Here is a 13144-nt window from a genome sequence, read left to right on the forward strand (position 1 = left end):
TATCATAATGTTCTAAAGATTTCCAAATGGGTACTTTTTGAGGTGAAGAGAATGGGGTTTTTATCGAAATACATAAGGAAGTATTGGAAGTCTTTTAGCTTAGCGGTTTTATTTTTAACCTTTGAAGCGATTAGCGATTTGTTAATGCCAACCATTATGGCAAAAATTATCGATGTTGGTGTTGCAGGCCGGGATATCAATTACGTACTTAAAATGGGCGGATTAATGCTTTTAATTACACTATTTGGTGCAATTGCCGCTTCGACTAGAAGTATCATTGCCAGCAATGTCTCACAAAGCTTTGGGGCGGAGTTGAGGTCGGATCTGTATCGAAAAATCCAAAGTTTGTCCTTTAAAAATATCGATAAATTTGAGCGGGCATCGTTAATCACCAGGCTGACCAATGATGTGACGCAGGTGCAGGTATTTGCGAATGGGTTGATGCGGATTTTTGTTAAGTCTCCGTTACTGGCCATTGGCGGTTTAATTATGGCGACGCGATTAAATCTTCATTTATCGGTTGTCTTAATTGTCGTGGTTCCGATTGTGGCGATTTTTATTATTTTAAACTTAAGACTTGGTTTCCCGATGTTTTCAAAAGTACAAAGAGCACTTGACCGGGTGAATGGTGTGATGCGTGAATATTTGTCCGGTGTCCGTGTTGTTAAAGCATTCAATCGCTTTGATGTCGAGGTAAACAAATTTGAGAAAACAAATGATGATTTTAAAAAGCAATCAATTGCCGCGGCGAGGCTGATGGCAATTTTCAGTCCAGCTATTATGCTGACAGTAAACCTTGGAATTGTTGCTGTCCTTTGGATTGGCGGACATGGCGTCACCAATGGGGAGGTGCAGGTTGGTCATATTATTGCTTTTATCAACTATATGACACAAATACTGTTTTCACTAATGATGATTTCAATGGTATTTAATATGTTTGTCCGGGCGAAAACTTCGGCTGTAAGGATTAGCGAGGTATTTGCTCAGGAAGATGATTTAACTTGGAAAGATGAAGCCGGCGAAACACCTGCTGAACAAGGGGAAATCGAATTTAAGCATGTAACATTTTCTTACGAAGGGACAAGCGGTGAGCCTGTGTTGAAAAATATTAATCTTACCATTCTGCCAGGGGAAACAGTCGGAATCATAGGTTCTACGGGCTCTGGTAAAAGCACTCTAGTTGGTCTCATACCCCGCTTTTATGATGTAAGTGCCGGGAGTATCCAAGTAGATGGTGAGGATATTCACCATGTTGATCCTAAAAGATTAAGAGAAAAAATTGCTTTTGTCCCGCAAAAAAACATTCTTTTTACCGGGAGTGTTGAGGAGAACATCAAGTGGGGGAATGAAGATGCTTCTATGGATGATGTTGAAAAAGCAGCAGAGATTGCCGGGGCGCATAATTTTATTTCCTCTTCCCCTGAAGGATATCAAACGAGGATCGGCCAAGGCGGAGTAAACTTTTCTGGCGGGCAAAAGCAGCGAATTGCGATTGCTCGGGCATTAATTAAAAACCCAAAAATTTTGATATTAGATGATAGTACCAGTGCGGTTGACGTTACGACGGAGGCAGGTATTAAAGCAGGACTAAAAAAATATGCAAAAGGCCTGACGTGTCTGCTCATTGCGCAGCGGATTACTTCAATTATCGATGCTGATAAAATAGTTGTGATGGATCATGGGGAGATTGCCGGGATCGGAAAACATGAGGAATTACTAAGAGACTGCAAGGTTTACCAGGAAATCTATCAATCGCAAGTGGGTATGGAGGTGGAAGTCTAAATGTCGAAGGATAGAAATCAATCCAGTAACACACCGCCTCCCCTCTCACTTCCGGGAAGACCAGGCTTTGGCGGCCATCGCCGAGGCGGACCGGTTGTAAAACCGAGGAATTTTAAGGAGACCATAAGGAGATTATGGCATTATTTTGGCAATGAGCGGAAGATGCTTAGTATTGTGTTTTTGTTCATTCTGTTCAGTTCAGCTCTATCGCTGCTCTCTCCGTTCTTAATCGGAAAAGCCGTGGATGCCATCAGCCTTGATACAAAAGTAGATTTTAGTTTTCTTGAAATCATGATTATCATCCTAATATCGGCCTATATCTTAGATGGCGTGCTGTCGTTTTTGCAGGGCTGGATGATGGCTGGTGTGTCACAGCGAATTGTAAAAAGGCTTCGGGATGCATTGTTTAGAAAGCTCCAAAACCTACCCGTCTCCTTTTTTGATAAGCGGACACATGGAGAATTAATGAGCAGGCTTTCGAATGATATTGATAACGTCAGCAGTACCATCTCACAATCGACAACACAGCTGATGTCAGGTGTCATCGTTATTTTGGGCTCATTTATTATGATGCTGATTCTTAGTCCAATCTTGACTGTGGCAAGCTTACTGACCGTTCCACTCGTCTTTTTATTAACGAAGACAATTGCCAAAAGAACGAGTGTCTACTTTAAAGAACAGCAAATTCAGCTTGGAATGTTAAATGGACAAATAGAAGAAACAATTTCAGGAATTGAAGTTGTTAAAGCATTTAATCATGAGGATAAGGTTATTTCTGAATTTGAAGAAGTTAATCAGAAACTGCGTGAGGTTGGCCTTAAGGCGCAAATATGGTCTGGATTTTTGATGCCAATCATGAATGTAATCAATAATTTAGGCTTTGCGATTGTGGCAGTAACGGGCGGCTTTCTTGCTGTCAAGGGAATGATTACGATCGGTGCCATTGCGAGTTTTATTACCTATTCAAGGCAGTTTGTCCGGCCGCTCAACGACCTTGCACAAATTTTTAACATGCTGCAGTCAGGTGTAGCCGGTGCGGAGCGGGTGTTTGAGATCCTAGATGAAGAAGAGGAGCCTGATGATAGCAAGAATGCTATTGTGTTAGACAATCCAAAAGGGCATGTCGTTTTTGAGAACGTCAGCTTCGGCTACCGCGGAGATGTACCGATTTTAAAAAATGTTAGTTTTGAAAGTGATATTGGGAGCAGTACGGCATTAGTGGGGCCGACAGGAGCAGGGAAAACGACGATTGTTAATTTATTGACGCGTTTTTATGACGTCACAGAAGGCAGAATTCTGCTGGATGGCCATGATATAAGAGAATATACACGTGACAGCCTCAGAAGCTGTTTTGGATTTGTTCTGCAGGATACCTATTTGTTTTCAGGCAGTATTAAGGAGAATATTAAGTACGGAAAGCCTGAAGCAAGTGATGAGGAAGTCATTCAGGCTGCGAAAATGGCCAATGCACATGCTTTTATAAGAAGATTGCCTAATCAATATGAAACATCTCTTTCGGAAAACGGCGGAAACTTAAGTCAGGGACAGCGCCAGTTGATTGCGATTGCCAGGGTGATTCTGGCAAAACCCGCAGTTCTGATCTTAGATGAGGCAACCAGCAGCATTGATACCCGCACAGAGCTTCATATTCAAGAGGCCCTGTTAACCTTAATGGAGGGACGAACGAGTTTTATTATCGCCCATCGGTTAAATACGATTCGGGATGCAGATAACATTATGGTAATTGAAAATGGTCAAATCCTAGAAAAGGGCAGTCATGCCGGGCTAATGAGTAAGAAAGGGAAATACCACGATATGTTCTTTAACCAATTTAAAAATGTTGAGACTGCGGCAGATTAATGAAAAAACCGGCATTTGGGAATAATGTAGTCGTAAAGGGGGCTGGTTATGAAAAAAGAGATTTCTAATCGAAAATTACTATGGGTTTCCGGAACGGGCTGGATGTTTGATGCAATGGATGTGGGCATGCTTTCCTTCATTATTGCAGCACTCAGTGTAGAATGGAATTTAACATCTGAACAAATGGGCTGGATTGGCAGCATTCAATCGATTGGTATGGCCGTTGGAGCACTAATTTTCGGATTAATGGCTGACAGAATTGGCCGGAAGAATGTTTTTATTATAACATTATTATTGTTCTCAATTGGAAGCGGCATTTCGGCATTTGCTACATCCATAACACTCTTCCTTATATTAAGATTTTTTATTGGAATGGGGCTTGGCGGTGAGCTGCCTGTTGCCTCGACGCTTGTTTCTGAGAGTGTTCCTGCTGAAAAACGAGGGCGGATTGTCGTATTACTAGAAAGCTTTTGGGCAGCTGGCTGGCTGATTGCAGCAGTTATATCCTATTTTATTATTCCAAAGTTTGGCTGGTCGACTGCCTTGTTAATTAGCGCAACACCTGCACTATATGCCTTATATCTGCGAGTGGGCCTCCCTGATTCGCCGCGATTTGAAGCAATTAAGGAAAAAGAAAAGATTTCTGCGTTTCAAAGTCTTGCGAATCTATGGACGAATGAGTATCGGCGCCGTACGTTAATGCTATGGATTGTATGGTTTTGCGTCGTTTTCTCCTACTATGGTATGTTTCTATGGCTTCCAAGTGTGATGGTATTGAAGGGCTTTAGTCTAATCAAAAGCTTTGGATATGTATTAATTATGACTCTCGCTCAGTTACCAGGATATTTCACGGCTGCCTGGGCGATTGAAAGATTCGGCCGAAAATTTGTTTTAGCTGTCTACTTGGTTGGAACAGCTATTAGTGCCTTGCTTTTTGGAAATGCAGAGTCAACAGCACTTTTAATTACCTCCGGAATTCTTTTATCCTTCTTTAATCTTGGAGCATGGGGAGGATTATATGCTTATACACCGGAACAATATCCTACACTGATCCGTGGAACCGGTTCAGGGTCTGCGGCAGCCTTTGGCAGGTTAGGCGGAGTGCTTGGACCGTTATTGGTTGGTTATTTAGTAGCCCAAAATACACCCATTTCCACTATCTTTACTATTTTTTGTATATCAGTTTTCATTGCTGCCTTTGCAGTCATTTTCTTAGGAAAAGAAACAAAAAATAAAGTATTAGTATAATGTTTAGATAAGAGAGATTTCTCGTGGAGGAGTCTCTCTTTTATTTTTTAACACAGCATCATTTTAACCCTTTAGTTAGTAAAAGGCTTTTATGCTCCATATTTATCCTATGTTTACTGTAGTAAATAAATATTTTATTAATTTTTCAGAATAATATTAAAATAAGAGATATAAGTACTAGACGAATATGAAATAATTATGTACAATGTTTTCAGAATATTATCTTTTTTTAAACATCTTATTGAGCAAACATCTATGAAAAGGGGAATTTTATTCAAAAATAGGGGGTATGGTCAGTGAGAAAGAAAAAACTTGCAGGTATTTTTATGTCGTTTATGATGGCGGCAGGTGTGTTGGCAGGCTGCGGGGGATCATCTAGTACAAGCGGTGAAAAAGACGGCGATGTCATTAAAATTGGTGCCAACCTTGAGCTTTCCGGCGGTGTGGCTTCATACGGCCAGTCAATTGAAGAGGGTATCAAGTTAGCGTTGGAAGAAATCAATAAAGAAGGCATTGATGGAAAGAAGCTGGAGCTTGTAACCTTCGATAATAAATCTGATGCTGCTGAAGCAACAAGCGGTACAACAAAGCTGATCAGCCAGGATAAGGTATCAGCGATCATTGGTGCAGCAACTAGTACAAATACACTAGCTCAAGTTCAAATTGCTCAGAAGAACAAAATTCCTTTATTAACACCAACAGGAACAAATCCAACTATTACAAATAAAGACGGTGTCCTAAGTGACTATGTTTTCCGTACTTGCTTCATCGATCCTTTCCAAGGAACGGTAGCAGCTAACTTTGCTTCTAAGGATCTTAAAGTTAAGAATGCAGCAATCATTATCGATAGCTCAAGTGACTATGCAAAAGGTCTAGCAGCAGCATTTACAGAAGCATTTGAAGCAAATGGCGGAAAGATTGTTAAAGAAGAAGCTTATGTTGCGAAGGATACAGACTTTAACGCAATCTTAACCAACATTAAATCGGCAAACCCAGATTTTATCTTCCTTCCTGGATATTATGAAGAAGTTGGTTTGATCATTAAACAAGCTCGTGCTCTTGGTATTGAAGCTCCATTTATGGGCGGCGATGGCTGGGATTCTCCTAAACTAGTAGAAATCGCAGGTAACGATCCATTAAACAATACGTTTATCACAAACCACTATTCTTCTGGTGACTCTGATCCAAAGGTACAAGATTTCGTGAAAGCGTTTGAAGCAAAATACAATGGTAAATCACCTGATGCCTTCAATGCATTAGGCTATGACTCACTATACTTCCTAGCAGATGCGATTAAGCGTGCTGGAAGTGCAGACCCAGAAAAGATTCAAAAGGCCCTTGAAGAAACAGATGGATTGCAGTTAGTTTCTGGAACAATGAAGCTTGATAAGAACCACGATCCTATTAAATCTGCTGTAATCCTTGAATATAAGGGTGGTAAGCAAGAATTTAATACGAAGGTTGACCCAGAATAGAAAAGCAGAAGCGTCTAGGCGCTGGAGCTGGCTAATAAAAAAAAGCGGACAAACAAATATAGACAAATGAATAGGGAGCGTTAGGTCTCCCTATTCCTTATTTAGAAGATACTTTCCTTATTTTAGGAGGAGACTTAGACATGGAATTTTTACAACAGCTGGTCAACGGGGTGTCGTTAGGAAGTATTTATGCCTTGATTGCCCTTGGTTACACGATGGTTTACGGTATCGTAAAATTAATTAACTTTGCCCATGGAGATGTCTTCATGGTCGGTGCATTTATTGGTTTTTATTCTATTACTATATTAGATTTAGGATTCTTCCCTTCCCTGCTTATTGCTATGACAGCCTGTGCCATTTTAGGGGTTCTCATTGAAAGAATTGCCTACAAACCTTTACGTAATGCCACTAGGATTGCCGCTCTTATTACCGCAATTGGGGTATCACTGTTAATTGAATATGGAGTTATTTATGTACGCGGTGCCCAGCCAGAAGCTTATCCTGGTGACTTAATTCCGGCAACAAGCCTTGATTTCCTGGGAGTAAAGATCAGCAGCCAGTCATTGCTAATCTTAGGTACCTCTGTAGTATTAATGATTCTTTTACAATTTATCGTGCATAAAACAAAAATTGGGAAAGCCATGCGTGCTGTTTCTCATGATATGGATGCAGCGAGATTGATGGGAATTAACGTTAATAATACGATTTCCGCAACCTTTGCGATTGGTTCAGCGTTAGCGGGAGCAGCGGGTGTTGCCTTCGGGATGTATTATACAAAAATCGAACCTTTAATGGGAATTATCCCAGGTCTTAAAGCCTTTGTTGCAGCCGTATTAGGCGGTATCGGAATTATTCCAGGCGCGATGGTCGGCGGGCTGTTATTAGGTGTTATTGAATCACTGGTAAGTGCTGCAGGCTTCTCACTATGGCGTGATGGGGTAGCATTTGTTGTATTGATCTTAATTTTGATTTTCCGTCCAGCCGGTTTATTCGGTAAAAATGTACGGGAAAAAGTGTAAGGGGGTGCGCAGCTGAAATGAATATACTCAAGACAGCGAAAGGTTTTTGGTCATCGATCGTTTTAGCCATTGTTTTTGGTGTTGTCATGCAATTTTTAATTACCGGAGAAATAATTAACTTCTTCTATGTGAACACATTATACTTTATTGGTATTAATATTATTCTTGCTGCCAGCTTACATTTAATCATTGGAATTACTGGACAGTTTTCGATTGGACATGCAGGCTTCCTGGCTGTGGGTGCTTACGCCTCTGCCATTATTACGATGAAATTAGAACTTCCTTTCTCGCTTGGATTATTGGCGGGTGGAGTTGCAGCTGCGATTGCAGGCTTAATTATTGGAATTCCTACACTTCGGCTAAAAGGAGATTATCTGGCAATTGCTACACTTGGGTTTGGTGAAATTGTCCGGATTGTCTTTTTAAATATTGAATATGTTGGCGGAGCAAGCGGGATGACGGTTACCCAGCTTACAACTTGGCCATGGCTATTTGGCAGTATCCTTTTAACAATTCTTGTCATTCGAAACTTTACCAATTCAACACATGGACGCGCCTGTATCTCTGTTAGAGAAAATGAAATCGCAGCGGATGCCATGGGGATCAACACGACTTACTATAAGGTCATTGCATTTGCCATCGGTGCCTTTTTTGCAGGTGTTGCCGGGGCATTATATGCACACAACTTTTTCATTATCCAGCCGACGAATTTCGGTTTCTTAAAGTCTTTCGATATCTTAATCTTTGTTGTTCTTGGCGGATTGGGAAGCTTGTCTGGAGCCGTTTTATCTGCGATTTTGTTAACAATTGTCTCTACATTCCTCCAAAGCTATCCAGAACTGCGGATGATTATCTACAGCTTAGTGTTAATCATTATGATGCTTTACCGTCCACAGGGACTGATGGGAACAAGAGAATTGACCTCATTCTTTAAGTTTGGAAAGTCTGCAAAAGGGGGATCAGCTCATGGCAGCAAAAACACCGTTGCTTAAGGTAAATAATGCAGGCATCCGTTTCGGCGGATTAAAGGCTGTTTCAGACGTGAACCTCGAGTTAAAGCAAGGTGAATTAGTAGGTTTGATTGGACCAAACGGTGCCGGTAAAACGACTTTTTTCAACCTGTTAACTGGAGTATATGTGCCTACAGAAGGCAGTATAGAATTAGATGGAGATAAATTAAATGGTTTGGCTCCCTATAAGATTACTAAAAAGGGCATAAGCAGAACCTTTCAAAATATCCGCTTGTTTAATGAATTGTCTGTGCTTGATAATGTTAAGGTTGCTTACCACTCACTGGCAAAGCATTCGATTATGAGTTCAATCTTCCGCCTCCCTAAGCACTTTTCAGAAGAAAAGTATATGGAAGAAAAAGCGGTTGAATTTCTTAAAATTTTCAATCTTGATACGGTCATGCATGAAACAGCAAAGAATCTCCCGTATGGCCAGCAGCGCCGTCTCGAGATTGCGAGAGCACTCGCAGCTAATCCGAAGCTCCTTCTGCTCGATGAACCTGCAGCGGGTATGAATCCGCAGGAAACAGAAGAGCTAATGAATTTAATTGCTTTAATCCGTAAGAAGTTCGATTTAACCATCCTTTTGATTGAGCATGATATGCTCCTTGTAATGGGTGTCTGTGAGCGTATTTATGTACTCGACCATGGTCAGCTTATTGCAGAGGGGACTCCTGAACAAATCAGAAATAATCCAAAAGTCATCGAAGCGTATCTTGGAGAGGAGGTTTCGTAATGCTGAAAATTGAGGATATTAACGTGTACTATGGTAATATTCATGCCTTGAAGGGCGTTTCACTTGATATTAATCAAGGGGAAATCGTAACCTTGATTGGAGCAAATGGTGCGGGGAAAAGCACGCTGTTAAAAACAATTTCCGGCTTACTTAAGCCAAAGAATGGAAATATCTTGTTTGAAGGGCAGTCAATTTCAGGCAAAGTTGCTCAGTCTATCGTAAAGCAAGGACTTTCCCATGTTCCTGAAGGCCGTCGTGTGTTTGCTAACATGTCGGTGGAAGAGAATCTTGAATTAGGAGCTTATTTACGCAAGGATAAACAAGGGATTAAAGAGGACTTTGAAAAGGTCTATCACCTCTTCCCTCGTCTACTTGAACGGCGTAAGCAATTGTCTGGTACGTTATCAGGCGGTGAACAGCAAATGCTCGCAATGGGCAGAGCCTTGATGGCACGTCCTAAGCTCTTACTGCTGGACGAACCATCAATGGGGCTCGCACCACTCTTAGTTAAGACGATTTTTCGAATTATCGAGGAAATTAATCAAACAGGCACTACGATTCTGTTAGTTGAGCAAAATGCTAACATGGCGTTATCCATTGCTGACCGAGCTTATGTTATTGAGACTGGGAAAATCGTGATCTCCGGCTCCTCCGAGGAGTTAAACCAGAGCGATCAAATCCGAATGGCTTACTTGGGCGGCCATTAATAACAGCAGAAAGACGTGTGAAAATATAATTCACACGTCTTTTTGCGGATATAGGTAAATACTCTCGGATGGCGTGAGGTTACTCTCGGATGGCGTGAGGTTACTCTCGGATGGCGTGAGGTTACTCTCGGATAGAGTGAGATTACTCTCGGATACCGGGAAACACTCTCGGATAACGTGAGATTACTCTCGGATACCGGGAAACACTCTCGGATAGCGTGAGGTTACTCTCGGATACCGGGAAACACTCTCGGATAACGGAAAATACTCTCGGATAGCGTGAGGTTACTCTCGGATAGCGTGAGATTACTCTCGGATACCGGGAAACACTCTCGGATAACGGAAAATACTCTCGGATGGCGTGAGATTACTCTCGGATAGCGTGAGGTTACTCTCGGATACCGGGAAATACTCTCGGATAGCGTGAGGTTACTCTCGGATACCGGGAAACACTCTCGGATAACGGAAAATACTCTCGGATGGCGTGAGATTACTCTCGCATAGCGTGAGATTACTCTCGGATACCAGGAAACACTCTCGGATAGCGTGAGATTACTCTCGGATAGCGTGAGATTACTCTCGGATATCGGGAAACACTCTCGGATAGCGTGAGGTTACTCTCGGATACCAGGAAACACTCTCGGATACCAGAAAACACTCTCGGATACCAGAAAACACTCTCTTATATCTTAGCCTTATGTCGTTCTGTTTCTAGTTTGAATTGATGACGCAGCTTAGGCTGTAAGGCATGTTTGATCTTTGTTGCATACTCTTCATACAGCTGCTCTAAACCAACTAAAGCCAAGGAGAAGAAGTTTGCGTAATTCTTTTGTACCTCCCACTTCAACTCGTTTTTACCACAGATACTGTATTTATTTAATTCTTCAATTTCCTTCTGGATTAAGTCCAATTCTGCCTTCTGCTCTTCTTCAGGCAGGGAAAGAACATAATCAATTTTTTCAATATAGGCTTGTGATTTCTCAATTTTTCCTTTGATTTCATCATAGCCAGCTTGGTCAATAAGGCCATATTTTAGTTTAAAGTCATTTAATTTCTGAGCAGAATCGTAGGTGGACCTGACGATATCATCACGTGTCATTTGTGTTGTTTCATAGCTGAGCATATGCTTCCAGGATGGCTGGGTAATCGCCTTGCGGTGATCCTCTAGGGTATGACAGAATTTCTTGAAGCCGTGAAGCTCTGGATTTTCAAATGCCGGGCTTGCAGGGTCAAGGAACGGTGCAAGCGGCGCTACAAAGTAGAATAGTCTAGGGTCTTGATTACAAGCAAGATGAATTTGTTCACAGAAATCAATGTTTTCAATGGCACTTTGATACGTTTGACTAGGAATACCAGTCATAAAGAATAGGTCTATCTTTTTTGCTCCATGCTTTAAGGCAAAATTAAGCGTTTCAATTACTTTAGGGTTAGTGCAGTTGAATTTACCGTTATAACGTCTAATTTTTTCATCATGGGTTTCCAGGGTAATCTCAATGCTGTATTTAGCACAGCTGTCATTCATCATTTGGAAAAACTCTTCGCCCGCGTATTGGAATAATTCAAAGACAATTTCGTTTTTGAGATTCAATTTTTTCAGCCGGCTGAAGAACTCTTTTACATATTCACGTCCGCCCTGCCTTAAATCGTGGAGGATGAAGATGGGTGCACGGCTGAAGCGTGAAATAAACTGAATGTCATCTATTAGCTTTTCTGGTGAGCGCAGTGCCAGAGAGCTTCTGCCGCAGTTTTGATCATAGGCATCTTTTGAACCGCCGCAGATGAGACAGTTTTGCGAACAGCCTCTTGCTGTGAGTAACGCAGTATTAGGATACTCCAGCCATCCTTTATATGGCAGCGGATCTAGGAAGTTACGATATTTAAACACAGACCGGACGGTGTAGCGATAGCCTGGGACGTCAAGATCGTCTAAATCTTTTGGTACATAGGTGATAGGGTTATAGCCGACCTCACCGCTCTTTTTCCATGTTAAGTTAGGAATATCAGCATAGTGCGTGTTTCCAAGCTCCAATTTATTCATCAAGAGAAGCATAAGCTTTTCAGTTGAATCTCCGCGCATAACGAAATCAATAAATGGATAATCAATTAATTCTTTGTGGTAGTAGGTTGCAGATAAGCCTCCGAAAATCATAGGAGTATCAGGATGCAGCCTTTTAACAATTTTCGCAAGTTCGATACTGCCATGCGCATGCGGCAGCCAGTGAAGGTCAATTCCAAAAGCACGAGTTTTTATTTTACTAAGCTTCTTTTCAACATCGAATTTCTCACTCATCAGCATTCGGTTTGCGATGTTAATGATTTTAACGCGAAGGCCGTACCGTTCTAGATAATCAGCAATGCTTGTTAAGCCAATCGGATACATTTCAAATACTGGTGATGACGGCACTACATCGCTTATTGGCCCTGCCAGCAGGGAATTTTTTCGGAAGTCATAAACACTTGGTGCGTGTAAAAGGACTAAATCATACTTCATATAAGCCACCCTTTTCGATTTTAATAATATATCACTATAATTGTGAAATAATTCACATGATTTCTTTGTATTAAATGTGGCAAAGTGATAAACCGGCTAAATGTTTATCAAAACCACTTTTGTAAATATTTATTAACTACTTTAAGTTTACTATATTAGAGGAATAATAGAGTGACAAACGGGTGACAACAATGTGGAGATTCGGTGTAAAAGGCTGGCCTCTCACCATATTGGGCAGAGAACATATAGTAGAGGGAAAACATATTAAAGGAGGATTATGCCCTTGAATTATGGTTATGATATGCCTTTTATCCCTTCACGCTTTGGCGGCGGCCAGCAGCCAGGATTCCCGCCCCCTGGGTTTGGCGGCGGCCAGCAGCCAGGATTCCCGCCCCCTGGGTTTGGAGGTGGACAACAGCCAGGATTTCTTCCTCCTGGATTTGGCGGCGGCCAGCAAGGTTTCCCGCCATTTGGAGGAGGACAACAACAAGGCGGACCGCCATCTTCACCGCCGCCATCCTACACGCCGCAGGAATCAGCCTCTTTATTTGCTGTTGACCCGGGAGCGATCAGAGGCTGCCTTTACCGCTTTACCTTTATCTGGCTAAACAATGGCAGCAGTTTCTGGTTTTACCCAACCTTTGTTGGAAGAGATTCAGTTGCCGGATATCGCTGGAGGAACTTCCGCTGGGTATATTATGGAACAGATCTAAGGAGAATTCGTTCATTTAGATGTTCATAGTTCTTTAGGAAACGGGGTGGTAAGCCGCAGGGTTCATGACCCCGTTTTTATAGTTTTGCTGGTGATAATTGGTA

At 41.7% G+C, this 13144-nt stretch carries 10 protein-coding genes; 9 read left to right on the top strand and 1 reads right to left on the bottom strand.

Features of this window, described 5'->3' with window-relative positions:
- The first annotated feature begins 51 nt into the window (after window positions 1-51).
- From SFC47_RS14880 to SFC47_RS14915, 8 genes are all read left to right on the top strand, one after another.
- Window positions 52-1782: an ABC transporter ATP-binding protein gene (locus SFC47_RS14880; RefSeq protein WP_411255081.1), complete on the top strand. Its 1731-nt coding sequence runs from the start codon at window positions 52-54 to the stop codon at window positions 1780-1782.
- Window positions 1783-3642, top strand: coding sequence for an ABC transporter ATP-binding protein (locus SFC47_RS14885; protein ID WP_411255082.1), 1860 nt, complete (start codon window positions 1783-1785; stop codon window positions 3640-3642).
- Window positions 3643-3690: 48 nt separating this feature from the next.
- Window positions 3691-4890: an MFS transporter gene (locus tag SFC47_RS14890; protein WP_411255083.1), complete on the top strand. Its 1200-nt coding sequence runs from the start codon at window positions 3691-3693 to the stop codon at window positions 4888-4890.
- A 296-nt stretch (window positions 4891-5186) separates the two neighbouring features.
- Window positions 5187-6365 carry an ABC transporter substrate-binding protein gene (locus tag SFC47_RS14895; protein WP_411255084.1) on the top strand — a complete coding sequence of 393 codons (1179 nt, stop codon included), beginning with the start codon at window positions 5187-5189 and terminating at the stop codon, window positions 6363-6365.
- Window positions 6366-6505: 140 nt separating this feature from the next.
- Window positions 6506-7384: a branched-chain amino acid ABC transporter permease gene (locus tag SFC47_RS14900; protein ID WP_411255085.1), complete on the top strand. Its 879-nt coding sequence runs from the start codon at window positions 6506-6508 to the stop codon at window positions 7382-7384.
- 17 nt (window positions 7385-7401) lie between these two features.
- The gene (locus tag SFC47_RS14905; RefSeq protein ID WP_411255086.1) at window positions 7402-8376 is read left to right on the top strand and encodes a branched-chain amino acid ABC transporter permease; all 975 of its coding nucleotides are present in this window, start codon (window positions 7402-7404) and stop codon (window positions 8374-8376) included.
- Window positions 8351-9130 (top strand): ABC transporter ATP-binding protein, encoded by a 780-nt coding sequence (locus tag SFC47_RS14910; protein WP_411255087.1) that lies wholly within the window; start codon window positions 8351-8353, stop codon window positions 9128-9130. The genes SFC47_RS14905 and SFC47_RS14910 overlap by 26 nt, the downstream gene beginning before the upstream one ends.
- Window positions 9130-9837, top strand: coding sequence for an ABC transporter ATP-binding protein (locus tag SFC47_RS14915; protein ID WP_411255088.1), 708 nt, complete (start codon window positions 9130-9132; stop codon window positions 9835-9837). Before SFC47_RS14910 ends, SFC47_RS14915 begins: the two co-directional genes overlap by 1 nt.
- Before the next feature lie 682 nt (window positions 9838-10519).
- On the opposite strand, the gene SFC47_RS14920 is transcribed toward SFC47_RS14915, so the two are convergent.
- Window positions 10520-12328 carry a TIGR04190 family B12-binding domain/radical SAM domain protein gene (locus SFC47_RS14920; RefSeq protein WP_411255089.1) on the bottom strand — a complete coding sequence of 603 codons (1809 nt, stop codon included), beginning with the start codon at window positions 12326-12328 and terminating at the stop codon, window positions 10520-10522.
- Between the two features lie 277 nt (window positions 12329-12605).
- On the opposite strand from SFC47_RS14920, the gene SFC47_RS14925 reads away from it, so the two are divergent.
- Window positions 12606-13070 (top strand): hypothetical protein, encoded by a 465-nt coding sequence (locus SFC47_RS14925; protein WP_411255090.1) that lies wholly within the window; start codon window positions 12606-12608, stop codon window positions 13068-13070.
- Window positions 13071-13144 lie beyond the last annotated feature (74 nt).

It is taken from the genome of Neobacillus niacini (assembly GCF_046591715.1).
GTDB lineage: Bacteria > Bacillota > Bacilli > Bacillales > Cytobacillaceae > Neobacillus > Neobacillus niacini_L.